This is a genomic window from Yersinia aldovae ATCC 35236, from assembly GCF_000173735.1.
Lineage (GTDB): Bacteria > Pseudomonadota > Gammaproteobacteria > Enterobacterales > Enterobacteriaceae > Yersinia > Yersinia aldovae.
Genome location: NZ_ACCB01000012.1, coordinates 1 through 25,352, shown reverse-complemented (window position 1 = coordinate 25,352; position 25,352 = coordinate 1). Strand labels below are relative to the sequence as shown.

Below are 25,352 nucleotides of genomic sequence, written 5' to 3'. Positions count from 1 at the left end.
TTGGTACCAGGTTTTCGACAACAGAGTTTATATTATGCTCGGTTGTTCAGTATCAGTTGACCATTTTTATCGACCGGGATCTGCGTACCTGGATCACGATCCATGCGAATTTTCCCCTGCTGATCGCCAATTTTGTAGGTGACGTCATATCCCAGCATCTTCTGCGACTTGTCGTAAACCGTTTGGCAACGCTGTTGAGTGGTGGTGTAAGTATCACTTTCCTGCATATTACTTTGCACTCGGTTACCGGCATAGCCCCCCGCCAGTGCGCCTGCTACGGTAGCGATATCCTTACCACGCCCGCCCCCGACCTGATGCCCCAGCACGCCACCGGCTACCGCGCCCAATACTGAACCGGCAACCTGATGCTCGTCTTGCACCGGTTTACGGTGAGTGACGCTAACATTGCGGCATTCCTGTCGTGGCGTTTTTATCGTCTCTTTTATCGGTGTCGCAGTAAGAACTTGTGCGTATTGCGGTCCGCTGGAGAAAACATTCATACTCGCAACAGCAGCAATACCCAGAGCTGCCGCAATGCCGATACCCACACCTGCTAACATTGATTTATTCACAGGAAATCCTCCTGAATGTCAAAGACAAACTTAAAGTGTTACCACGCATTTTCTGCGGCAGATGCCAGCCTAAACTTATCTTGTTCCAGCCATAAAATCTGACAGCGCTCAGTCTCAGTGTTCCCCGGATGACCGAATACGGCGTGCGTGACTCGCCGTTTGTAGCGATAGGAAGTCTGCACAATGTGCTCTAACCTAACAATAGGACAAATGGACTAAACATCCAGATAATAGGTGTGAATGAGTGTGTTTAGGAGGAATCCGAGCGTGGTATTTTGCAACAACAAAATTTTATGCTAGAAATTTTACATTACGTGCGAATGGCTTTAGCAAAACGTGCGCAGATTTGAGATTGATGACAACGCGACTTATCACTCACCGCACCCAGGGGGATGACGACCGCAACGCCTTCATTTGGCTTTATAAGTAGCCTAAAACCGCCGCCATAATTAACTGGCAGCGGTATATTTAAAGCTCTAAACATTCTCCACAGTCATTTGCGTTTCAGCAAAGCAGCAAGCGAGTCACTCCCGAGAAGCTTACATAAGTAAGTGATTCGGGTGAGCTAGCGCCGCTGTAGCGCCAAGGATAAAGGATAATTAATGGAGTTTAAGACGCGGGCGAATAACCCGGTTAATCCCACCCACCAGCATCATCAGGCCGGTCTTGGTGTAACCATGCAGTGCCACCTGGTGCATACGATACAACGAGATATAGACGATGCGGGCAACACGCCCTTCAACCATCATTGAACCGCGCATCAGATTGCCCATCAAGCTGCCGACAGTACTGAACTTAGACAGTGATACCAGCGAGCCGTGATCTTTATACACATAAGGTTTTAGCGGCTGCTCATTGAGCAGTGCCAAAATATTGCGGTAACAGCGGCTAGCCATTTGATGCGCGGACTGCGCGCGTGGTGGCACAAAGCCGCCATTCGGCTGCGGGCAAGAGGCACAGTCACCGATAGCAAAGATGTGGGGATCACGGGTGGTTTGCAGCGTTGGCTCCACCACTAACTGATTGATACGGTTGGTTTCCAGCCCAGCGATATCTTTCATAAAGTCCGGAGCCTTGATACCCGCCGCCCATACCATCAAATCAGCATTAATGAATTCACCGTCTTTGGTATTCAGGCCATTTTCATCAGCGCTGGTAACCATAGTTTTGGTCAATACACGCACACCCAGCTTAATCAGTTCCTGATGGGCGGCGGCAGAAATACGTGGCGGCAACGCAGGCAGAATACGTTCACCCGCTTCGACCAACGTGACATTCAGCGCTTGATTATCTAACCCACCATAACCGTAGCTGTGCAGTTGCTTCACCGCGTTATGCAGCTCGGCTGACAACTCCACACCCGTTGCCCCACCGCCCACGATAGCAATATTAACCTTGCCCTTCTTGCCTGGCTGTGCGGAATATTTCAGGAACAGGTTTAGCATTTCGTTGTGGAAACGGTGTGCCTGGTGTGGGTTATCCAGGAAGATACAGTGATCTTTTACGCCCGGAGTACCGAAATCGTTAGAGGTGCTGCCCAGCGCCATGACCAGAATGTCATAGGTCAACTCACGCTGAGTAAGCAGCACATCTCCGTGTTCGTCGCAAATTTCAGCCAGACTGAGGGTTTTGGTGTCACGATTGATGTCAGTTAAGGAACCCAGTTGGAAATTAAAAGAGTGATTACGGGCATGAGCCAGATAGCTCAGCGCATCCACACCATCATCCAGAGAACCCGTTGCAACTTCATGTAGCAGCGGCTTCCATAAATGACTATGGTTGCGATCAACCAATACTATCTCGGCTTTTTTGTGGCGACCCAACTTGTGACCCAGACTGGTTGCCAGTTCAAGACCACCGGCTCCCCCACCAATAATAACGATTTTTTTCTTCGGCGTAGTCAAAACAACCCCCTAAATGTGAACCAATTGTTAGCTAAGGGTAAAAGAATAATATCCTTAGATAACATAGGGTTCGCTGATGCTAAATCAATAATCTGTTGTCAGAATATCACGCAGGGTTATTTGGTCATACCAAAATTGATATATATCAACTTTTTTTGATTAAAGAGCCAGCATAGGGATTTTTTCTGGAATAGGATTCAAATAGTTAGCATTTAGTCACAGTTTAGGTTTTTTTTATCTGCGGGGAGGTAAATTTGAATTTTGGTTTTTTTAGCGATAAAAACGGCCTAAAAAAAGCACAAAACGTATTTTTCCCAGGCCGCAAATGATGCGAGATCAAAAGCGCAAACCAACAATTCATTAACAAATAGACGCATTTAATCCAGCGTTTTAAAGGCTTTTATCCGCTGTAGATGCGGTGAAAGATCCTTAAACTTATGACCTTGGTTCTCATCCCAAACAATTTCATAGTAGCGATGCAAATCATCGGCAGCGCGTTGACTATCGAGCACCTCATCATTGCGGGAGAGCACCACCAGGCAGCGATCGCGATTCTTCTCACGAAAGCCATCAATGCACTTGCTGGCAATATCATTGTACTCTTCCGGGCGATCAATTTTGCCGCTCATATTTTTCTGCGGATACAGGTTGGGGTTAAATGCAACCTGACGAATACCGCACAGAAAACCGATACGTTCCGCCCAAAAACCGCCCAAACCAACACCGCAGATCAATGCGTTGGCATCACCTCCCTGCTGGATGGCTTTATCTACCTCTTTCAGCAAATGCTGCATATCATGACGCGGATGTAAGGTGCTGTAGCTGATAAAACGGACATCCGGATCGATGAATTGCAACTGCATGACTTTCTCGTGATTGCCAGGGCTATTAGAATCAAAACCATGTAGATAGACGATCATATTTATCCTCGCGACTGATACTCGTCATGTTTCAAGCTGCATGGGCGTTGGCTGCACTTCATTCTCCGCCCAGCGCTGCAACCCGAATTAGGTAGAGTATATAACTTATCTCAATAAGCTCTTATGCACATCCCAACGTTCGCTGAGTGCAGATAATGCTGTATTTGCCTGCTGCCAGCGTGATGATGCCATCAGCTCCTGACGATTGAACTGCCCACAATGATACAAGCGTGTCAGTTTGTCTGCTTTGACCGGTGACAGGTTATCCAGCACGCTAACCGCGCCTTGACGGTTATTACACACCAAAATCATATCGCAGCCCGCATCCAGAGAAGCCTGGCCGCGTTCAGCATAACTGCCCATAATCGCCGCACCTTCCATCGACAAGTCATCTGAGAAAATAATGCCATCAAAGCCCAGCTCCTGACGCAATACTTTCTGTAACCAATACGCCGAACCACTGGCCGGGCGCGCATCAGCTTCAGTATAAATCACATGGGCTGGCATAATGGCGTCCAGTAACCGCCGCTGGATCAATTCACGAAATATAACCATATCATGAGCGCGGATTTCTGCCAGTGGCCGATGGTCACGCGGTGTCTCTTTATGTGAATCCGCCGTCACAGCGCCGTGGCCGGGGAAGTGCTTACCGGTGGTTTTCATGCCCGCACTGTGCATCCCACGGATAAAGCATTCAGCCATGACCAGTGCCTGCTGTGGGTCGCTGTGGAATGAACGCTCACCGATGGCAGCGCTGACGTGGCCAATGTCCAATACCGGTGCGAAGCTGATATCAATATCCATTGCCATCATTTCAGCCGCCATCAGCCAACCAGCATCTTCGGCTAATTTTGCCGCCGTGACCGTATCATTGATTGCAGCAAAAGACTGCGCAGCAGGCAGGCGGGTAAACCCGTCGCGAAAACGCTGCACCCGGCCCCCTTCTTGATCCACCGCCACCACCAAACGCGCATGGGATGCCGCACGAATTTGGCGCACTAACTCGCGCAGTTGGTCTGCATCATGAAAGTTTCGGCTAAATAAAATCAGGCCGCCCACCAGCGGGTGTTTTAAAATCTCACGTTCTTCAGCATCCAGCTCATAGCTGGCAACATCTAACATTACTGGACCCACGACAACCTCATTTTAAAACGATAAATTAAACCGCTGACGCAGCGGCGCTGCCCATTGCAAGAATGTCTCATCATTAGTTTGCTGCCAGCGCACTTCAAACCACATCAGCATCAGATAATTAACCCACGGCAGCCAGCGTTGTATCTGGCGGGATAAACGTTCAATGTCATGATAACCGTGATCACTGCGGCAATAGTGCTGTAAAAACACCTGTTGCCGAGCCACTGACCAATTATTACCGCAAAATAGCGCCGCAATATCCAGTGCAATATCACCGTCAGCGGCATACTCCCAGTCGATAAGCTTCAGTCCATCGGCCGTCGTTAATAGATTGCCGGGGTGAATATCCATATGTAACGGCGCCAGTTTCAATGCTTGCGGCTGTGCTGTGCGGATAAAACCACGCTGTAACCGCAACCAATCTGGCGAACGACGTTTGGGATCAATCAACCGCGCATAACGAATTAACTGAGCATGTAAATCGAGGCGATAACCACTGGCGGGCAGACGGTGCAAACAAGAAAGCCGTTGTGCCAACTCACCATTATTTAATAAATCAATAAATTGCGCGCCAGTGACAACGTCACCTTCGAGCCAATTGACGACCAACCATTGCCGGTTAGCACCAATGACAACCGGTGATAGATGAGACGGTGCCACATGGTGCAGCAGTTTGCGTTCACGACGGCGGTTAACACCCAACTGACTTTTTTGCGCTGATTGCTCACGGGCCAGCCAGTCGATATTCGCCGCCGTAATACGCCAACTTTCCCCCGTCAGACCTGACACTGGGCTAATGTGACAACTCACGGTTTTCGCCGCCGGGTTGATACACGCTATTAGCGCATGAAGCGAGAGATCAGCGCTGGACAGGGCCATTGCCTGACCAGATGATTTCACCACTTTGAGCCTGCATCAATTGCATCTCAATAGTGGGTGATTTCACATCGCCGCTCACATCGCTGTACAGCACATATTGCGCGCTGACATAACGTGCCAGCCCAATCGCTTTACTGCGAGAGCCCAGGCTGTCTTCTTCGGATAAGCCAAGTGTTTGTTTAGCCACCGCCAATTGCTGCGGTGAAATTAAGACAAACTTTTTATTAGATGACAGCACCTGATGCAGTGCAGCCGTCGCTTTCGCCGTTTGCAGCGCGCCATTGGTGTTATTTTTAACACTGTCGAGCAGCAGGATGCTGCCCATCGCCACATCCTTGCTGTTCACCATCTGAGCCACTAACGGCTCAACGCTGGCGGCCCAGTCGATTGATTGCACTTTCGGCGGCTGCGGCACTGTATCGACCGGCGGTGGCGTCTCAATGATCGGTGGAGTTACCGGTTCAATGGTCGCTGGCGGCTCGGTTGGCTCAACCGGTGGCCGCGAAAGACAGCCGGTTAGCATCAGTGCAACCAGCGCCACAGATAAATACCTTTTCATTGTCCCACTCCAATATCCCTTTATCCTTGCAGCCGCACGGGGTTTGCTTGCTGCCCACCTGCAACGCCAATGACTTTGGGTATAAAATATATGCGGTTATAGGAATAGATGAACACGCGCACTACGCGCATTGAAACTATTGTTAACTGACTGAATATCCACATCATCACCCGGTGCAATAATCACCGAGCGCGGTGCTTCCAGTGGCGGTACATCCAGTCCTTGCGCGTCATACCAGTAAAAACGATAGTATATTTTTATCGACTTATGCTGGCTGTTACTCACAACCGAACGTGCCACGTTATTACCTGAAGATGTTGATATGGCGGGTTGGGAAGCCAAAATACCCGCTGTCAGTACCGATGAATCCATCACCACGGTTTGTCGTTTATTGACCGCAATCCCTTTCGGGCTGCCGCACCCTAGTAACGTCGCGATGCAAGCGAACGTCATCAGCGGTAATAAAAACACCTTAAGACGGCGCATAGGCTTACCTCAGTTATTAGTCAATTATTTATGTGACAACAAGGCACCTAAGTCGCGGCCACCGACCAAATGCATATGGATATGATAGACCACCTGCCCTGCGTGCTTGTTACAGTTAATTATCAGGCGGTAGCCATCTTCGGCAATCCCTTCCTGCTCGGCAAGTTTAGCCGCCACAGTTATCATACGGCCAAGCGTTGCTTCATGTTCTGCCGTGACATCATTCACGGTTGGAATAAGAATATTGGGAATGATTAAGATATGGGTCGGTGCCTGTGGGGCGATATCTCGAAACGCGGTCACCCGTTCATCCTGATAAACCACATCGGCAGGGATTTCACGGCGTATAATTTTGCTGAAAATCGTTTCTTCGGCCATAACGCATTTCCTTTGTCATCGTAAAATAGAGAAGACGCAGTATGAGCGACAATTTCTATTCGTTTCAACCTGATTAAACATTTTCCGCAGTGAATGGTGTAGAAATACCCAACACAACGGTAGAGAGATCCGTAACAGCTCGGGCGCGATTGCGGGAAATAGTATGAACACCTCATAAAATACCCAAAAAAAGGGAGGCTTTCGCCTCCCCTTGGTACTCCCCATGCCTGAATTAATGGTTACGGATATACTCGTCCATATCCGTTTTCAGGTTATCAGATTTCGTTCCGAAGATAGCCTGAACTCCTGAGCCTGCGACCACGACGCCAGCAGCACCCAGTTTCTTCAGACCCGCTTGGTCAACCTTGGCAATATCCGCCACGCTGACACGCAGACGAGTGATACACGCGTCCAGGTTAGTGATATTTTCTTTACCGCCAAAGGCTGCGACCAGTGCTGCTGACATTTCAGTGCCGCTCTGTGCAGTTTGTTCAGTAGAAGAGTCTTCACGACCCGGAGTTTTCAGATCCAGTTTAGTAATCAGCACACGGAAGATGGTGTAGTACACCAGACCGTAGCAGATACCCACCAGCGGGAACAGCCAGATACGGCTGCTGTTGCCGCTCAGTACGATGAAGTCAATCAAACCGTGTGAGAAGCTGGTACCGTCACGCATCCCAAGCAAGATACAGATTGGGAACGCCAGACCGGCCAGAATTGCATGGATAACATACAAAATGGGTGCCACGAACATGAAGGAGAATTCGATTGGCTCGGTGATGCCGGTCAGGAATGAGGTCAGTGCTGCGGAGATCATGATCCCGCCCACTTTGGCACGGTTTTCCGGCTTAGCAGAATGCCAAATAGCGATTGCTGCTGCTGGCAGACCGTACATTTTAAACAGGAAGCCACCAGACAGTTTACCCGCAGTTGGGTCACCCGCCATGTAACGAGGAATGTCACCGTGGAATACCTGACCCGCTGCGTTGGTGTATTCACCAATTTGCATTTGGAATGGTACATTCCAGATATGGTGCAAACCAAATGGAACCAGCGCACGCTCTACTACGCCGTAGATACCGAAGGCGACGACGGAGTTCTGATACGCAGCCCACTGAGAGAAGGTCTGGATTGCGGTACCGATGGGTGGCCACACGAAGGACAGCAGCACGCCCAAGAAGATCGCAGTGAAACCAGAGATGATCGGAACGAAGCGTTTACCCGCAAAGAAGCCCAGATATTCAGGTAATTGAATACGGTAAAAGCGGTTAAACATGTAGGCGGCTATTGCGCCTGCAATGATCCCGCCCAACACCCCGGTATCGGCTAAATGCTTGGCAGCAATTTCTTCTGCTGGCAAATGCAAGACCAGTGGTGCGACTACCGCCATGGTTTTCACCATGATGCCGTAAGCCACAACTGCCGCCAACGCGGATACACCGTCGTTATTGGTAAAGCCGAGCGCGACGCCAATAGCAAAGATCAACGGCATGTTGGCAAAGACGGAACCGCCCGCTTCTGCCATTACGTGAGAGACTACTGTTGGTAGCCAGCTAAAATTCGCGGAACCGACACCCAGCAGAATACCTGCGATGGGTAAGACGGATACCGGTAGCATTAGCGATTTACCTACCTTTTGCAGGTTTGCAAATGCGTTCTTAAACATAGTTGAGTGTGCTCCTGAGTAATGGTGCTTTTCAGCTGTTTCTCGCGTTCTTAATTTTCGCGTTATTGGCGTTACAAAGGGGGGAGTAAGCCTTTGCGAATAAGGGTGTCTAAAGCACCCTTTTAATTTTTACGAAGAGTAAAATAAATAGCCTGCTTAATGTTTGATGGCAGTCACGTTTCTTTCAAGAAAGCGCTTAACTTGCATCAAATCGCGCATTTTTTGTAAAAAAACGTCAACAAGACCTGCCCTCACCCACTAAATTGGGTGAGAACATTACTCGTTTCGACGATTAATTACGAGCTTAAAAAAAAGTATTATTAAGGAAGTTGGGGCGTTCCACTGGTCAGCCGCGCAGAGTCCAGATGAAATAACCGGCAGAAGTTGTCTGTGGTGGCTTGGGCTAAGGATTCAAGGCTGATCCCCTTCAGTACTGCAATATATTCTGCAACATCACGCACATAGGCTGGTTGGTTCTCTTTACCACGGTGCGGAACCGGTGCCAGATAAGGCGAATCGGTTTCGACCAACAGCCGGTCCAATGGCACATAGCGAGCGACTTCACGTAGTTGGTCGGCGTTACGAAAGGTGAGAATTCCTGAGAACGAGATGTAAAAACCGAGATCCAACAGTGTTCCAGCCGTGGCTTTGTCTTCTGTAAAGCAATGTAAAACCCCGCCACACTCTTGGGCCTGTTCTTCATGCAAGATGGCAAGTGTGTCTTCGCGAGCATCGCGAGTGTGTACAATGACCGGTTTATTTAATTCGCGGCCAATACGAATATGTTCACGGAAAGAGGCTTGTTGCAGCGGAATATTGTCTTGCTGATAAAAGTAATCCAGCCCGGTTTCCCCTAGCGCAACCACCTTATCCGCTGCCGCAAGCGCCCTGAGCTGCTGAAAATCATAACCGCCGTCAAGATTGAGTGGATGCACGCCACAGGAGAACGCGACATTTTTCCGCTCGCCAATAAGTGCCGTCATCGCGGTAAAACCCGGCAAGGTGGTGGCAACGGCCAGTACAAAACCCACATCCCGCGCATTGGCTTTGGCTAATACATCATCAACGCTACTGTGTAACGTCTGGTAATCAAGGCTATCGAGATGGCAGTGTGAATCGACTAACAACATAATATTAAACTCTTCTACTTTGAGTATTTAATCAAGGTGACGTGGAATAAGTGCCCGTGGACAGCGCGGTTTCCCAGCTAAGTAAAAACTCGGTGAGTAACAATTCGCGGTTAACACCGACCACCGATAATAATTGGTGATGACACTTAGCCAGTTGTTTCGTTGAGTGGAGCAGCACTGGAGGAGTGGCCACTTGTGCTAATTGTTGCACCAACAGCAATTGATCCTGATTAACCATAAACTCACCCGCGCCCTGCTGCCACTTCAATGCGTCCAGCAGTAATGAAGCGACCCATTGCAGGCGCTCGGTGGCGTCATCGTGGTTTAATTGTGCCATCATTGAGAGTAAGTCCATGCTGCTGAGTGCGGCACCCAATGCAGCACACAGCGCAGAACGCAGACTCCACCGCTCAGGTTGCAACAAGCGCTCTGCCGCCAGCGGTGCTCCCTCACTCAATTTAAGCGCAGTCAGCATTGCAACTGGCTCTGCCGTCAATTGCCGATTCAACCATTGCAAGCTGGTCGCCGTATCAGGGCAAGCCAGATGCCAATAGAAACAACGGCTGCGCAGGGTGGCTAACAAGCTGGCCGGCTGATGGCAATCGAGCAAGAAATAGGTTTTTTCCGGTGGCTCTTCCAGTGTTTTCAACAACGCATTCGCAGCAGCATCAGTCAGTAATTCGGCATGGGGTAACCACACCACTTTAGCCCCGCCTTGTTGCGCATGGGAATAGAGTTTTTCTATCTGCTGGCGCACCAGTTCGACACCAATACTGTTTTTGCCCTTCTCCGGCGACAGCACGTACCAATCTGGGTGGTTGCCCGCCAGCATCAGACGGCAGCTATGGCATTCACCGCAGCTTTTCTCACCTTGCCGCTGTCGGCACATCAGCCAGCGGCTCAGGCCGTAAATCAGCGCTTCCTCACCATTGCCGGGCAAGGAGTGCAGTAATAATGCGTGGTGCCCGCGCCCGGCTGTATGCTGCCCCACCCACTGACGATAAGGAACTGTAAGCCACGGATACCACTTCATTACACCACGTCCTGCGTTGCCAACCAGTGTTGCAGTACCTGGCTGATAGCGGCACTCACCTGTTCAAGCGGTACAGAAGCATCAATGGTTTTAATGCTGGCATCGGCGGCGGCCAGTTCAAGGTAGCGTGCTCTGGTGCGTTCAAAGAACGCCAACGACTCTTGCTCGATGCGATCCAACTCACCGCGTGCGCGAGCACGTTCCAGCCCAATGACTGGCGGCAAATCAAGATATAAGGTCAGATCAGGGCGGAAAGCCCCTAATACCGTGTCACGCAGCGACGCCATCAATTGGCTGTCAATGCCACGCCCACCGCCCTGATAGGCTTGTGAGGACAAATCATGGCGATCGCCAACCACCCAACTGCCACGCGCCAGTGCAGGTTTGATTACATTTTCAACTAATTGCACACGAGCGGCGTAGAGCATCAGCACTTCGGCTTTGTCGGTCAGAACCTCACCATCAATGCCCTGTTTGATCAAGTCACGCAGTTTTTCTGCCAGCGGCGTGCCTCCCGGTTCGCGGGTAAAGACGATATCGTTAATCCCTTGAGCGCGCAATGTGGCAACCACGGTATCTCTGGCGGTGGTTTTCCCTGCCCCTTCAAGCCCTTCAATAACGATAAATTTACTGTTCATTCTTATCCTTTAGCGACTGGCGATAAACGCGCACCGCTTGGTTATGACTGGCTAAATTGGTGGTAAATGTATGCCCGCCTTTACCGTCCGCCACAAAATAGAGGTAAGGCGTTTTGGCCGGATGCGCAGCCGCCGTCAACGATGCCAGGCCCGGCATGGCAATCGGCGTTGGCGGCAAGCCTGAAATCACGTAAGTATTATAAGGTGTAGGCGTTTCTAAGTCTTTACGGCTAATGTTACCGTTATATTTATCACCCATGCCGTAGATAACCGTCGGATCAGTTTGCAGCCGCATCCCAATGCGCATTCGGTTGATAAACACCGATGCCACTTTAGTGCGCTCTTCATTGACCGCCGTTTCTTTTTCGATGATTGAGGCCATCGTGACCAACTCAGCGGGCGTTTTATAAGGCAGAGACTGATCCCGCCCTTGCCAGATCTCATCAACGGTCTTCACCATCTTCGAATGAGCGCGTTTGAGTAATGTCAAATCAGTGGTTCCGGCAGTATATGAATAGGTGTCAGGATAGAGCCAGCCTTCAGGATGTTCGCTGTCCTTTAATCCCAGTAATACCGCAATTTCGGCATCACTCTTCCCGTCCAATACATGCTTTATATATTTTGATTGTTGTAATTCATCCATCCAATCACGCAGCCGCTTTCCTTCAATAAAACGCACCGTGAATTGTGCTTCTTTGCCACTGGCGAGCAGCTCCAGCATTTGCCGTACCGTCATTCCCGGCAGAAAACGATAGGTCCCAGCTTTAAACTTGGCTAACTCTGGTTCAATGCGCAACAGCCAGGGGAATAAACGGGTATTTTTAATTAGACCATCACGTTGTAGCAAATTCTCCAGTGCCACCCGCCCGGTGCCCGCAGGAAGGGTAAAAATAGTCTCTTGCTGGATAGCCAATGGCTGATCGGCAAAATCTTGAACTTTCTGATAACCCAGCAGCAGTAACCCCAAACAGGCGGCAACAAACAGGATTAATGTTCTGGTACTTTTTATTTTCATCGGGCAGCCATCTTTAAATTAAATATAATAATGATATATAACAGTGGATTATTTTAACCCGCATCACTTAAACATCACAGCAATACTAGACTCAGAGACTCAAACAGCCGCCGTGAACTGTAGGCCCATTGGTCGGCACGATTTACCGGCAGCAGGGGCATCAACGCATTGCAGACCATGACTTCATCCGCATCAGCCAGTGTTTCTAAGGGCTGCGAAACAATGTTGACAGGGGTTCCCTGTGCGGCCAGAAAGGTCATAATTCGCTGGCGCATAATACCATCAACGCCCGACTGACTGAGGTCTGGCGTATAGACGCGCTCCCCTTTGCGCCAGAATAAATTAGCCGCACAGCATTCTACCAGCATACCGTTAGTGTCAAGCACCAGCGCCTCTTCAGCGGTTGTCTGCTCAAGATGTGTGCGAATCAGTACTTGTTCCAACCGATTTAAGTGCTTAACCCCCGCCAGCAACGGGCTACGCGCCAACGGTATCGGGCTAAGTGCCAATGAGACACCTATCTCTCGCCAGCGATGATAATGAGCTGGGTAATCACTCAGATAAATAATACGAGTCGGATGCTGGCAGGCTGTACCGCTGTAACCTCGCCCACCACTGCCACGGCTGATGATCACTTTCAGCACCGCATTTTCAGTCTGTTGTGCCGCATTAAGCATTTCTGTTCTTAATACAACCCAGTTCACAGGTGGCATAAGAAGACGTTCAGTCGCGCGCTGCAAGCGCTGTATATGCTGATCAAGCCAGACTATTTGACCGTTATATATCCGAGCGGTCGTAAAACAGCCATCACCAAACTGCACCGAGCGGTCTGAAACCGATATCAAACTTTGCTCTACGCCATTAATCCAAAACATTCAGATTCTCTTTAAATCAGATGGGTTTCGTCTATCAGACAGACCGTTGTCATGCATATAATGACTCTACAGACAAAAATGCCCTGACAGTAGCAGATTTTAGCCGTTAGGCAGGCAATGGATATCGTCTGATTTATCAGTAACCGGGGCCGTTATAGCGGGATTTTATGTGTGAGGTGCAATTAGATTAAAAAAAGACCCGAAGAACGGGCCTTTTCAATAGCAGGACGCCAACAGCAATGATTATACCTTGCGGAATACCAAAGAACCGTTAGTGCCGCCGAAACCGAAGGAGTTACACAAAGTGTATTCCATGCCTTTCGTCTGACGGGCTTCATGCGGAACAAAATCCAAATCACAACCTGCATCTGGGTTATCCAGATTAATGGTTGGTGGGATGGCTTGATCACGCAGAGCCAGCACAGTGAAGATCGACTCAACTGCACCTGCTGCACCTAACAAGTGCCCAGTCATGGATTTGGTGGAACTAACCATCACTTTGGTATTTTCACCAAATACAGACTTAACGGCCTGCGTTTCAGCTTTATCGCCAGCAGGCGTTGACGTGCCGTGGGCATTGATATAACCGATTTGAGAGGTGCTCACACCCGCATCACGTAATGCATTCACCATTGCCAAAGCTGCGCCTGCACCATCTTCTGGTGGAGAGGTCATATGATAAGCATCGCTGCTCATACCAAAACCCACAACTTCTGCGTAGATTTTTGCACCACGTTTCTTCGCGTGTTCGTACTCTTCCAGTACCATCATGCCTGCACCATCACCCAGCACGAAACCGTCACGGTCTTTATCCCACGGGCGACTTGCAGCCTCTGGTTTATCGTTGCGAGTAGATAATGCACGAGCGGCACCAAAACCACCGACACCCAATGGGGTACTGGCTTTTTCAGCGCCACCAGCCAGCATGACGTCAGCATCATTGTAAGCAATGATACGTGCTGCCTGACCGATGTTATGCACACCAGAAGTACAAGCCGTCGCGATAGAGATGCTTGGCCCACGCATACCGAACATAATGGTCAGATGGCCGGCAATCATGTTAACAATGGTTGAAGGCACAAAGAATGGGCTAATTTTACGTGGCCCACCATTCATCAGTGCGCTGTGGTTCTCTTCAATCAGACCCAACCCACCAATACCAGAACCAATCGCGGCACCGATACGAGGAGCATTGGCTTCAGTTATTTCAAGCCCTGAATCTTGCATGGCTTGTATGCCAGCAACAATACCGTACTGTATGAAAGCGTCCATCTTGCGTGCATCTTTACGCGAAATGTAATCTTCACAATTAAAATCTTTTACTACGCCAGCAAATCGTGTTGCATAGGCACTAGTATCAAAATGGTTGATCAGGCTGATGCCACTCTGCCCGGCAAGAACAGCTTTCCATGTGGATTCGACTGTATTACCGACAGGAGACAACATGCCCAGTCCCGTCACAACAACTCGACGCTTAGACACGGTTGTCCTCCAGGGAGGGAAAAATAACACTAGGACAAAAAAAACTTAGGCGGTCGAGTGACCGCCTAACTATCTAAACTTAAAGCATGTTCGCTTACTGCTGGTTAGCGTTGATAAAATCAATAGCTGCCTGAACAGTAGTGATTTTCTCTGCTTCTTCGTCTGGAATCTCAGTATCAAATTCTTCTTCCAGAGCCATTACCAGCTCAACGGTGTCCAGAGAATCCGCGCCAAGATCTTCAACGAAAGAAGCACTGTTCTTCACTTCGTCTTCTTTAACACCCAGTTGTTCAACGATGATTTTCTTAACGCGTTCTTCGATAGTGCTCATACTCTTAAATTTCCTATCAAAACTCGCTTTCGCGATGGTTTTCGTAGTGTATAAAATGTTGAAAAAGATGCAACTAAATCTCGGCTGGTCAAACCACGATTTTACGCTATTTTGCGGTTTTCACCCCAAATAATGCAAATACTTTCGTGATTTTTAAATCATATACATGCCGCCATTGACATGTAACGTTTCACCAGAAATATAGCTGGCCTCGTCAGAGGCTAAAAATGCAACAGCACTGGCGATTTCTTTAGCCTGCCCAAGCCGGTTAGCTGGTACTTGGGCTAAAATGCCTGCGCGATGTTCATCTGTCAACGCCGTCGTCATGTCCGTCTCAATAAAGCCAGGTGCCACAACGTTGACAGTAATGCCACGTGAAGCCACCTCACGCGCCAAAGACTTGCTAAAACCGATCAGACCCGCTTTAGCTGCCGCGTAGTTAACCTGCCCTGCATTGCCCATAGTCCCAACTACAGAACCGATGGTAATGATACGCCCAAACCGCTTTTTCATCATAGCGCGCATTACCGCTTTTGACAGACGGAATACGGAAGTCAGATCAGTGTCAATAATATCTTGCCACTCTTCGTCCTTCATACGCATCAGCAGGTTATCACGCGTAATACCTGCATTATTAACTAAAATGTCAACTTCGCCAAATTCCGCACGAATCGCTGTCAATACAGACGCGATTGACGCAGGGTCAACGACGTTCAACATATAGCCTTTGCCACTCTTACCCAGATAGGCACTAATGGCTTCTGCGCCCTTTTCACTGGTCGCGGTACCAATAACACGGGCACCACGTTCAGCCAATAATTCTGCAATCGCACGGCCAATACCGCGGCTCGCGCCGGTTACCAGCGCAATTTGTCCTTCGAAGCTCATGTTACCCTCTTTCTTCGTTTTCAAGCGCACTGGTCAGTGTAGCAACATCGTTTACCGGTGCTGCAACCAGAGTATCGACGATACGCTTGGTCAAACCCGTCAAGACCTTACCCGGCCCTACTTCTAGCAGCAGCTCAACACCTTCTGCTGCGATGAATTCAACACTTTCAGTCCAACGTACCGGGTTATAGAGCTGACGCACCAACGCGCTACGGATAGCCTCTGGTGAGACTTCAGCTTTCACATCCACATTGTTTACCACTGGGAAGACAGGTGCCTGGAATTCAATGTTTTCCAACGCTTCAGCCAGTCTATCCGCTGCAGGTTTCATCAACGCACAATGGGAGGGCACACTGACCGGCAATGGCAAGGCACGTTTGGCACCGGCGGTTTTACAAGCAGCACCTGCGCGTTCTACTGCCTCTTTGTTGCCCGCAATAACCACCTGACCTGGTGAGTTAAAGTTTACCGGCGAGACAACCTGACCTTGAGCTGATGCTTCACAGGCTTTAGCAATGGCATCGTTATCCAGACCAATAATCGCGTACATCGCACCAGTACCTTCAGGAACTGCTTCTTGCATCAGCTTGCCGCGCAATTCAACTAAGCTAACCGCCTGTTTGAAATCTAGCACACCAGCACACACCAGCGCTGAGTATTCACCCAAGCTATGGCCTGCCATCAGCGCAGGCGGTTTACCACCTTGGTGCTGCCAGACGCGCCAAATAGCCACGGAAGCCGTGAGCAGCGCCGGCTGCGTCTGCCAGGTTTTGTTCAGTTCTTCTGCCGGGCCTTGTTGGACCAACTGCCAGAGGTCGTAACCCAGAACAGACGACGCTTCACTGAAGGTCGCTTCAACTATCGGAAATTGTGCGGCCAAATCAGCCAGCATGCCAAGGGATTGCGAACCCTGGCCTGGAAATACCATTGCAAATTTCGACATTTTGCTTTCCCGTTAAACAAAAAACTGCCTGTTAAATCAAAAACGAACCAGCGCGGAACCCCAGGTAAAGCCGCCGCCAAACGCTTCCAGTAGCACTAACTGCCCACGTTGTATGCGCCCATCTCGTACCGCTTCGTCCAGCGCCGCAGGGACCGATGCAGCAGAGGTGTTGCCATGACGATCGAGCGTGACCACCACTTTATCCATCCCCATGCCTAATTTTTTAGCCGTGGCGCTGATAATACGCAGGTTCGCCTGATGCGGTACTAACCAATCCAGCGCCGTGCGATCCAGATTATTGGCTTGTAATGTCTCATCCACAATGTGGGCAAGCTCAGTTACCGCAACTTTAAACACTTCATTACCCGCCATCGTGACATAAGCTGGCTGGTCTTGATGTTGGCGATCCTGATACGGCAGTGCGAGCAACTCGCCGTACTTGCCATCGGCATGTAAGTGGGTCGAAAGAATACCTGGCTCTTCTGATGCACCTAAGACTACCGCACCAGCACCATCACCGAATAATATGATAGTGCCACGATCCTCGGGGTTCAACGCCCGAGAGAGCATATCTGAACCAATCACCAGAGCGTGCTTAACCGCACCGCTCTTGACGTACTGATCCGCAACACTCAGCGCATAGGTGAAACCGGCACATGCCGCCGCCAAATCAAACGAAGCGGCATCTTTGATGCCCAGCATCTGCTGAACCTGGCAGGCCGAACTTGGAAATGCATGGCTTGAAGACGTCGTTGCAATGATAATTAGCCCAATATCATTTTTATCAATACCGGCCATTTCCAGCGCGTTGTTTGCCGCCTGGAAAGCCATGCTTGCGACGGTTTCGTCCAGACCAGCGATACGCCGTTCACGAATACCTGTACGGGTGACAATCCACTCGTCCGTCGTATCCACCATTTTTTCTAAATCAGCATTGCTGCGTACTTGTGCGGGCAGATAACTCCCCGTACCGAGAATCTTAGTATACATGGACGATCAGTCACTCTTGGGTAAAACCGCTTCAAGGCGCGCGGCAATTCTTTCAGGAACTTGCCGCTGCACCGCCTGTACCGCCTGTTCGATAGCAACTGCGAATGCACGTTGATTCGCAGCACCATGGCTCTTGATTACAATGCCCCGTAATCCTAACAGACATGCACCATTATACTGGTCGGGGTTCAAATGACCGAACCGCTTCGCCACGCGTTTTTGCAGCCAACGGCCGATGAGCTTAAGCCACCACGACTGTTTGCTGCCTTCGCCCGATGATTTGAGCAGTGACAAGAACACTCTTATCACACCTTCCATAGTCTTTAAGGTGACGTTACCCACGAAGCCGTCACAAACCATCACATCAGTCTTACCTGTGAGCAAATCATTGCCCTCCAGATAACCAATATAGTTGATAGCCGGTGTATTTTTTAATACTGCGGCGGCTTCGCGGATATTATCCAATCCCTTGGTTTCCTCTTCGCCAATATTCAGCAAAGCAACACGGGGATGCGCTATTCCAACAACTTCTTCTGCCATCACCGCCCCCATGACGGCGAATTGCACTAACATCGTGCTATCACACTCAACATTCGCGCCCAAATCCAGTACCACGGTTTTGCTACGTTGTTGATTGGGAATCACCGTCATTAACGCCGGGCGTTCTATCCCATCCAATGGCTTAATCAGCATCTTCGCCAACCCCATCAATGCTCCGGTATTCCCTGCACTCACACAAGCTGCCGCATCGCCGTTTTTGACAAGCTCCAATGCAATACGCATTGAGGTGCCACGACTGGCACGAATCGCTTGTGAGGGTTTAGCATCGCTGGCAATAACCTGCTCAGCGGGAATTATCTGTAACCTCTCCAGCAACAAAGGATCGGCATTAACAAGTAACGGAGTGAGGGTGTCGGGGTTCCCGACCAGCAGAAGTTTAAGCTGTGGATTAGAGGCCAGCGCCTGCAATGAAGCAGGCACTGTGACGTGGGGACCGAAATCCCCACCCATTGCATCTAACGCGAGGGTTAGACAAGTCAAGGTATCGCCTTGCTAAAGATTAGCAAGTACTACTCAGCCGATAACCTTGCGGCCGCGGTAGAAACCGTCGGCTGTGATGTGGTGACGCAGGTGAGTTTCACCGGAAGTTTTGTCCACAGACAGCGTGGCGGTGGTCAGTGCATCGTGTGAACGGCGCATGCCACGTTTGGAACGAGTGGGTTTGTTCTGTTGTACGGCCATTGACCTTACTCCTTAATTACTTTTCTTTAAACTGGCTAATACGGCAAATGGATTGGGTTTTTCCGCCTCTGGAGGCAGTTTACCAAATACCATGTCCGCCTCGGACACTTCACAGTGTTCAGAATCATGTACCGGAACGACAGGCAGTGAAAGAATAATTTCATCTTCAATCATTGCCAGCAGATCAACTTCGCCAAATTCGTCGACTTCGATCGGCTCGTACGCTTCCGGTAATGCCTCAGCCTGCTCATCGTTGACGACCGGGCTGAAACAATACGTTGTATGAACATGGTGTGCAAACGTGTTACCACAGCGCTGACACATCAATGTTACATCGACGTCCGCAAGACCTGTAATGACCGCCAGGCGCTGATTATCGATATTAAACGATAATGAGGCCACGACATCGCTGTCCACACTTACCACTGAGTCGGCTACTCGAGTAACCTGCTCAGGCGAATAGATACCTGCGTAGTCTAAACGTTTCTGAGCGGTACGAACCGCATCAATGGTCAGGGGTAATTTTACCTTTTGCATAGGGCGCGCATATTAACTTTGTAACGACATAGAGTCAAAGAAAAAGGCCTTTTTACCGCACCTTTCACCAATATTCGCTTCCGAAGCGGCAGACAGTTTAAAATGCCTGATAAAATTACGCTACGATTTATGGAAAATATTATGCCGCAATTAGTTTTAGCCTCAACATCATCATACCGCCGCGCATTGCTGGAAAAACTGCAATTACCTTTTATTACTGCCATACCGCAAACAGATGAAACTCCGATGCCAAACGAGGCTGCCGATATTCTGGTACAACGGCTCGCATGTTCAAAAGCCCGCTCATTGGCGGAGCGCTACCCGCAGCATCTTATTATCGGATCGGATCAGGTGTGTGTTATTGACGGAAAAATAACCGGCAAGCCGCACACCTATGAAAATGCAGTGAAACAATTGCAGCAAGCCAGTGGTCGGTGTGTCACTTTTTATACTGGTCTGGCGTTGCTGGATAGCACAAATAACCGTATTAATGGCATCTGCGAAACATTTGATGTTTATTTTCGTACCTTAACGGATGCAGAAATAGACGGTTATCTCACGCGTGAACAACCCTGGAACTGTGCCGGAAGTTTTAAAAGTGAGGGGTTAGGGATTACATTATTTGAACGACTGACCGGCCGAGATCCTAATACATTGGTTGGCTTGCCATTAATTGCCCTCAATCAGATGCTGATTGAACAAGGGGTAAACCCACTGCTGTAACAGATAAATAAAACAGGGTACGTTTAACGACACCCTGTTTTTTATCCGTTATTTCTACACTTTATTTTCTGCTGCTTTCTTGCGCAATATCAACAAGCAGTGACGCAATTGATTATCCAGTGGTGCTTCAATACGCATGGTTTCACCGCTATTAGGGTGTTCAAAACGTAATGCCGCAGCATGAAGAAATAGACGATGCAATCCCGTCCCCTGCAATTGTTGATCAAATTCGCGGTCACCATAACGATCATCAAAAGCAATCGGGTGACCTGCATGTAGCGCATGAACACGGATCTGGTGTGTACGGCCGGTTATCGGGCTGGCTTTGACCAACGTCGCGTGCTCAAAACGCTCTTCGACTTTAAAACGCGTTTCAGAAGGTTTGCCTTCGCTGCTGACCTTCACCACACGTTCACCACTTTGCATAATATTTTTCAACAACGGAGCCTGAACCGCTTTGCAGTGTGCCTGCCATTGGCCACGCACCAGTGCCAGATAATCTTTCTGCATGTTTTTCAAACGTAGCTGTTCGTGCAACGAACGCAGCGCAGAACGCTTCTTCGCCACCAACAACACACCTGAGGTATCTCGGTCAAGGCGATGTACTAACTCAAGGAACCGGGCCTCAGGGCGCAGCGCACGCAACCCTTCAATGACACCAAAACTTAAACCACTGCCACCATGAACCGCCGTACCAGAAGGTTTATTCAGCACCAGCAGGTAATCATCTTCAAATAAAATGCAATCGGCCAACGCCGCGACTTTATCCAATTTAGGGGATAGCTGCACTTCTTCGCGTTCAGCAACACGAACTGGTGGCACTCGCACCACATCACCATCAACCAATTTATATTCTGGCTTAATGCGGCCTTTATTAACGCGGACCTCACCTTTGCGCACAATGCGATAAATCATACTCTTTGGCACACCTTTTAATTTAGTGAGCAAAAAGTTATCGATCCGCTGACCGGCTTCGTCGGCAGAAATGGTGATTAATTGTACTACTGGATTATTCGTTTTCATGGGGCGCGATTCTAAATACACCGAGGAATTAGCGCCACCCCTTTTTCTGTGCTTAACTGTCATTCTGACTATTAGAAGATATCGTTTGCGCGCTTTTATTGTTTAATAAGACAACGATAGCCGCCAACACTGTGAATACAGTAAAAGAATCTTTACGTAGACAGGTAAAGTCATCTTGCTATATCAGTGTCAGCAATGGAATAATGACCTTAATTCTGCGTTGATTCTCGTTAGGCCAAGAGACTTGTGGAATAATAAACTTTGTCTGATAACACAAAAACGCAGCAATGGCGTAAGACGTAATGTGAAATCAAACAATTAGCGGGCTGCGGGTTGCAGCTTGGCCGGCAAGTGGGATCAGATCTGTTGCCTTACATTCAGAAGCTGCCCTTTATATAAAAGCGCTGTTTTTCAGAAAGAAACACAGGCTTACCGAAATAATGCGCCCCTATGCAGGCGACAACCGTGAGGTTGACGGCTTTGCGAGAAGACTCGGGGTCATCGGTTTACCCGGCCATGAGGTTATTTTGCCCGCAGTTCTAACGCCAATGTAAAAATAACGAGTAAGTTAAAGATGAAAAGAATGTTGATTAACGCAACTCAGCAAGAAGAGTTGCGTGTTGCCCTTGTAGATGGACAGCGGCTGTATGACTTGGATATTGAAAGCCCAGGCCATGAACAGAAAAAAGCGAATATTTACAAAGGCAAAATCACCCGAATCGAACCCAGTCTGGAAGCCGCTTTTGTTGATTACGGTGCTGAACGACATGGTTTTCTCCCATTAAAAGAAATTTCTCGCGAATATTTCCCTAGTAACTATTCATCTCATGGCCGCCCAAACATCAAAGATGTGCTGCGCGAAGGCCAGGAAGTTATTGTTCAGGTTGATAAAGAAGAACGTGGTAATAAAGGTGCCGCACTCACTACTTTCATCAGCCTGGCAGGCAGTTATTTGGTTCTGATGCCAAACAATCCTCGTGCCGGTGGTATTTCCCGCCGTATCGAAGGTGATGACCGTACAGAATTGAAAGAAGCCCTATCCTCCCTGCAATTGCCTGATGGCATGGGTTTGATTGTCCGTACTGCTGGGGTTGGCAAATCTGCCGACGCGCTGCAATGGGACTTATCATTCCGCCTAAAGCACTGGGATGCGATTAAAAAAGCCGCTGAAGGTCGCCCTGCGCCGTTCTTGATTCATCAGGAAAGTAACGTGATTGTCCGTGCTTTCCGTGATTATCTTCGTCCGGACATTGGCGAAATCCTGATTGATAACCCTAAGGTTCTTGATCTGGCTAAAGAGCACATTTCTGCTCTGGGCCGCCCGGATTTCAGCAGTAAAATCAAGCTTTACAGCGGTGAAATCCCACTGTTCAGCCACTACCAGATTGAGTCGCAAATTGAATCGGCTTTCCAGCGTGAAGTGCGCCTGCCTTCCGGCGGATCTATTGTTATCGACTCCACCGAAGCGCTAACCGCAATTGATATCAACTCCGCGCGTGCGACTCGTGGTGGTGATATCGAAGAAACCGCGTTCAATACCAACCTTGAAGCCGCCGATGAAATTGCTCGCCAGTTGCGTTTACGTGACCTCGGAGGCCTGATCGTCATCGACTTTATCGACATGACACCGGTGCGCCATCAGCGTGAAGTTGAAAACCGCCTGCGTGATGCCGTGCGTCAAGATCGCGCCCGTATCCAGATTGGCCGCATCTCGCGCTTCGGTTTGCTGGAAATGTCCCGTCAGCGTCTCAGCCCATCCCTGGGTGAGTCAAGCCATCATGTGTGCCCACGCTGTAGCGGTACTGGTACTGTCCGTGACAACGAATCACTGTCACTTTCTATTCTGCGTTTGATTGAAGAAGAAGCGCTGAAAGAAAATACCCATGAAGTTCACGCCATTGTGCCAGTACAGATTGCCTCGTATCTGCTGAACGAAAAGCGCGAATCCGTCAATGCTATCGAAAAACGTCAGGGTGGCGTGCGTGCGGTGATCGTGCCAAACGATCAGATGCAGACACCACACTATTCCGTCCTACGGGTGCGTAAAGGTGAGGAAGTTCCTTCCCTGAGCTACTTGTTGCCACAACTGCATGAAGCAGAAATGGCGCAGCCGCAGGAAGAAGCCGCCATCGAGCGCAAACGCCCAGAGCAACCAGCGCTGGCGACGTTCTCTCTGCCAACAGAAGTGCCACCAGAAGCTGCACCGGCTGTCGCCAGTGTTAACGCGACAGTTGCACCACAGCCTGCAACCACCGTCAATACAGACCAACCAGGCTTCTTTAGTCGCCTATTCAGTGGCCTGAAAGGTATCTTCGCCGCAGCGTCAACTGAAGCAGAAGTTAAACCAGTAGAAGTTGAGAAAACCGAAACCAGCGAAAATCGCCGTAACGATCGCCGCAATCCTCGCCGCCAGAATAATGGCCGTAAAGATAGGGGTGAGCGTACACCGCGTGAAGGCCGTGATAACAGCACTCGTGACAGTAGCTCTCGTGACAACAATAGCCGTGACAATAGTTCTCGCGATAGCAACTCTCGTGACAATAACAGCCGCGACACTGCGAGCCGTGAGGGTCGTGAAGACCAGCGCCGCAATAAACGCCCTACTCAGCAGGCACCACAAGCGCAGAGTGATGTCGCAGAAGCGGATAACACTCCGCAAGAGCAACAACCGCAACGCCGTGGTGATCGTCAACGTCGCCGTCAAGATGATAAACGTCAGGCACCTGTCGAAGCGAAAGTTGAAGTCGCAGAGGTAAGTGTTGTTGAGGATGTACAACCTGAGCAAGAAGAGCGCCAGCAGGTTATGCAGCGCCGTCAACGTCGCCAATTGAATCAGAAAGTTCGAATTCAATCTGCGAATGACGAGTTGAATGTTCTGGAAAGTAAAGCGCCAGAAAGCAGCATCAGCGCACCGGTTGCTAATATCGCTTCACCTGTCGTACAGGAAGAGGTGAAATTACTGCCACAGGTCACAGCTCAGGCCGATGAAGAGAGTGCAAACGATCGTAATGCCAATAATGAGAATGGTATGCCGCGTCGTTCACGTCGTTCACCACGTCATCTGCGTGTCAGTGGTCAGCGCCGCCGCCGTTATCGTGACGAGCGTTATCCGACACAGTCGGCCATGCCGCTGGCCGGTGCTTTCGCCTCACCAGAAATGGCATCAGGCAAAGTGTGGGTGCGTTATCCGGTCGCTCAACCTATTGAACAACAAGTTTTCGTCGAAAACCCGGTTGAACAACCCGTTGAAGTGGCAGCAATAGAGGCTCCGGTCACTACCGTGGTTGTGGCAGAAGTGCCTGTCGTGGCCGCCGTTGTTGAGGCTGTAGCCCCGACACCGGCACCACAACACAAACCGGGTGGGTCATCATCTTCAGCGGCAGCCGTTCCAGGCCGAGCACCTGTTGCAGTAGTTGAACCGGTGGTTGAGGACGTGGTTGTTGTAGACTCGATGGTTGCAGAAACGGTGGTTGAAGAAACGATTGTGGAAGAAACCGCCCCGGTTGCAGAAATTGCACCAGAAACGGTAGCTGCGGCTGAACCCGCGCCAATTATTGAAGAGCTGGCGGTTGAAGCTCCAGTCATGGCACAAACTATAGCGGAAGGCGTTGCAAAAACGGCGGTAGCAGCGACCATCGTTGAAGAGCCTATCGCGTCAGAAGCCGTCGTTGAAGGCACGATTAGCGAAGAAACCATCACAGCAGAGCCTGTTGTGAGCATTGCTCCGGTTACTGTGGCGGTTCAGCACCCCGTGATGACTCAACCAGATGGTGCCGTATTCAAACACATTGCCTCGGCACCAATGACGAAAGCACCTGCACCTAACTACGCGCCACAAGCAACAACTCAAGGCAACTGGGAACGTCCAGCCTTTGATTTTGCTGGCAAAGGTTCTGCGGGTGGTCATGCTGCGGCAACGCAGGCAACGGCACCAGCAACAAAACCGCAGTCGGTCGAATAATAACGCCATAAACTGCTAAAACAAAACCCGCCATCAGGCGGGC

Annotated in this window: 25 protein-coding genes and 1 pseudogene; 2 read left to right on the top strand and 24 right to left on the bottom strand. The window is 49.8% G+C overall.

What is annotated here, in order from left to right; translation table 11 throughout:
- Window positions 1-32: 32 nt before the first annotated feature.
- The 23 genes and pseudogenes from YALDO0001_RS07555 to yceD all read right to left on the bottom strand — a co-directional run bounded on the left by YALDO0001_RS07555 (window position 33) and on the right by yceD (window position 19,602).
- Window positions 33-572: a glycine zipper 2TM domain-containing protein gene (locus YALDO0001_RS07555; RefSeq protein ID WP_042546217.1), complete on the bottom strand. Its 540-nt coding sequence runs from the start codon at window positions 570-572 to the stop codon at window positions 33-35.
- Window positions 573-610: 38 nt separating this feature from the next.
- Window positions 611-754 carry a hypothetical protein gene (locus YALDO0001_RS21205; RefSeq protein ID WP_004701569.1) on the bottom strand — a complete coding sequence of 48 codons (144 nt, stop codon included), beginning with the start codon at window positions 752-754 and terminating at the stop codon, window positions 611-613.
- 417 nt (window positions 755-1,171) lie between these two features.
- Window positions 1,172-2,476 carry an NAD(P)/FAD-dependent oxidoreductase gene (locus tag YALDO0001_RS07550; RefSeq protein ID WP_004701563.1) on the bottom strand — a complete coding sequence of 435 codons (1,305 nt, stop codon included), beginning with the start codon at window positions 2,474-2,476 and terminating at the stop codon, window positions 1,172-1,174.
- 377 nt (window positions 2,477-2,853) lie between these two features.
- On the bottom strand, window positions 2,854-3,396 hold the full coding sequence (gene ycfP / locus YALDO0001_RS07545) for an alpha/beta hydrolase YcfP (RefSeq protein WP_004701562.1): 543 nt from the start codon (window positions 3,394-3,396) through the stop codon (window positions 2,854-2,856).
- Between the two features lie 105 nt (window positions 3,397-3,501).
- On the bottom strand, window positions 3,502-4,518 hold the full coding sequence (nagZ, locus tag YALDO0001_RS07540) for a beta-N-acetylhexosaminidase (RefSeq protein ID WP_004701560.1): 1,017 nt from the start codon (window positions 4,516-4,518) through the stop codon (window positions 3,502-3,504).
- Window positions 4,519-4,542: 24 nt separating this feature from the next.
- A complete protein-coding gene (thiK, locus tag YALDO0001_RS07535; protein WP_082167916.1) occupies window positions 4,543-5,409 on the bottom strand; it encodes a thiamine kinase in 867 nt (288 codons plus the stop codon).
- On the bottom strand, window positions 5,390-5,968 hold the full coding sequence (gene lpoB / locus YALDO0001_RS07530) for a penicillin-binding protein activator LpoB (protein ID WP_042839557.1): 579 nt from the start codon (window positions 5,966-5,968) through the stop codon (window positions 5,390-5,392). The genes thiK and lpoB overlap by 20 nt, the downstream gene beginning before the upstream one ends.
- Window positions 5,969-6,064: 96 nt before the next feature.
- Window positions 6,065-6,454, bottom strand: coding sequence for a YcfL family putative periplasmic lipoprotein (locus YALDO0001_RS07525; protein WP_004701555.1), 390 nt, complete (start codon window positions 6,452-6,454; stop codon window positions 6,065-6,067).
- 24 nt (window positions 6,455-6,478) lie between these two features.
- Entirely contained in the window at window positions 6,479-6,832 is a 354-nt protein-coding gene (gene hinT / locus YALDO0001_RS07520; protein WP_004701553.1) for a purine nucleoside phosphoramidase, read from the bottom strand.
- 232 nt (window positions 6,833-7,064) lie between these two features.
- Window positions 7,065-8,498 carry a PTS glucose transporter subunit IIBC gene (gene ptsG / locus YALDO0001_RS07515; RefSeq protein ID WP_004701551.1) on the bottom strand — a complete coding sequence of 478 codons (1,434 nt, stop codon included), beginning with the start codon at window positions 8,496-8,498 and terminating at the stop codon, window positions 7,065-7,067.
- Window positions 8,499-8,818: 320 nt separating this feature from the next.
- Window positions 8,819-9,628, bottom strand: a complete 810-nt coding sequence (locus YALDO0001_RS07510) for a metal-dependent hydrolase (RefSeq protein ID WP_004701549.1) — start codon at window positions 9,626-9,628, stop codon at window positions 8,819-8,821.
- 31 nt (window positions 9,629-9,659) lie between these two features.
- Window positions 9,660-10,661, bottom strand: a complete 1,002-nt coding sequence (gene holB, locus YALDO0001_RS07505; protein ID WP_004701547.1) for a DNA polymerase III subunit delta' — start codon at window positions 10,659-10,661, stop codon at window positions 9,660-9,662.
- Entirely contained in the window at window positions 10,661-11,299 is a 639-nt protein-coding gene (tmk, locus tag YALDO0001_RS07500; RefSeq protein WP_042546225.1) for a dTMP kinase, read from the bottom strand. Before tmk ends, holB begins: the two co-directional genes overlap by 1 nt.
- Entirely contained in the window at window positions 11,289-12,314 is a 1,026-nt protein-coding gene (gene mltG / locus YALDO0001_RS07495) for an endolytic transglycosylase MltG (RefSeq protein WP_004701545.1), read from the bottom strand. The genes tmk and mltG overlap by 11 nt, the downstream gene beginning before the upstream one ends.
- Before the next feature lie 67 nt (window positions 12,315-12,381).
- Window positions 12,382-13,189: pseudogene (pabC, locus tag YALDO0001_RS07490) on the bottom strand (aminodeoxychorismate lyase).
- Window positions 13,190-13,432: 243 nt separating this feature from the next.
- Complete coding sequence (fabF, locus tag YALDO0001_RS07485) at window positions 13,433-14,671, bottom strand: beta-ketoacyl-ACP synthase II (protein WP_042839556.1); 1,239 nt, start codon at window positions 14,669-14,671, stop codon at window positions 13,433-13,435.
- Window positions 14,672-14,765: 94 nt separating this feature from the next.
- Entirely contained in the window at window positions 14,766-15,002 is a 237-nt protein-coding gene (gene acpP, locus YALDO0001_RS07480; protein ID WP_002220787.1) for an acyl carrier protein, read from the bottom strand.
- Window positions 15,003-15,155: 153 nt separating this feature from the next.
- Complete coding sequence (gene fabG, locus YALDO0001_RS07475) at window positions 15,156-15,890, bottom strand: 3-oxoacyl-ACP reductase FabG (RefSeq protein ID WP_004701537.1); 735 nt, start codon at window positions 15,888-15,890, stop codon at window positions 15,156-15,158.
- A gap of 1 nt (window position 15,891) precedes the next feature.
- Window positions 15,892-16,833 carry an ACP S-malonyltransferase gene (fabD, locus tag YALDO0001_RS07470; protein ID WP_042839555.1) on the bottom strand — a complete coding sequence of 314 codons (942 nt, stop codon included), beginning with the start codon at window positions 16,831-16,833 and terminating at the stop codon, window positions 15,892-15,894.
- 36 nt (window positions 16,834-16,869) lie between these two features.
- Entirely contained in the window at window positions 16,870-17,823 is a 954-nt protein-coding gene (locus YALDO0001_RS07465; protein ID WP_004701534.1) for a beta-ketoacyl-ACP synthase III, read from the bottom strand.
- A 6-nt stretch (window positions 17,824-17,829) separates the two neighbouring features.
- The gene (gene plsX, locus YALDO0001_RS07460) at window positions 17,830-18,864 is read right to left on the bottom strand and encodes a phosphate acyltransferase PlsX (RefSeq protein WP_071841487.1); all 1,035 of its coding nucleotides are present in this window, start codon (window positions 18,862-18,864) and stop codon (window positions 17,830-17,832) included.
- Window positions 18,865-18,897: 33 nt separating this feature from the next.
- Window positions 18,898-19,065 (bottom strand): 50S ribosomal protein L32, encoded by a 168-nt coding sequence (rpmF, locus tag YALDO0001_RS07455; RefSeq protein ID WP_002210931.1) that lies wholly within the window; start codon window positions 19,063-19,065, stop codon window positions 18,898-18,900.
- 12 nt (window positions 19,066-19,077) lie between these two features.
- Window positions 19,078-19,602, bottom strand: coding sequence for a 23S rRNA accumulation protein YceD (gene yceD / locus YALDO0001_RS07450; RefSeq protein ID WP_004701529.1), 525 nt, complete (start codon window positions 19,600-19,602; stop codon window positions 19,078-19,080).
- Window positions 19,603-19,743: 141 nt separating this feature from the next.
- Here yceD and YALDO0001_RS07445 point away from each other — a divergent pair, with 141 nt between their 5' ends.
- Entirely contained in the window at window positions 19,744-20,325 is a 582-nt protein-coding gene (locus YALDO0001_RS07445) for a Maf family protein (RefSeq protein ID WP_042839570.1), read from the top strand.
- Between the two features lie 54 nt (window positions 20,326-20,379).
- Here the strand turns inward: YALDO0001_RS07445 and rluC are convergent, their stop codons facing one another.
- Window positions 20,380-21,348 (bottom strand): 23S rRNA pseudouridine(955/2504/2580) synthase RluC, encoded by a 969-nt coding sequence (gene rluC, locus YALDO0001_RS07440; protein WP_004701525.1) that lies wholly within the window; start codon window positions 21,346-21,348, stop codon window positions 20,380-20,382.
- A gap of 574 nt (window positions 21,349-21,922) precedes the next feature.
- On the opposite strand from rluC, the gene rne reads away from it, so the two are divergent.
- Window positions 21,923-25,309 (top strand): ribonuclease E, encoded by a 3,387-nt coding sequence (gene rne / locus YALDO0001_RS07435; protein ID WP_042839554.1) that lies wholly within the window; start codon window positions 21,923-21,925, stop codon window positions 25,307-25,309.
- Window positions 25,310-25,352: the final 43 nt, after the last annotated feature.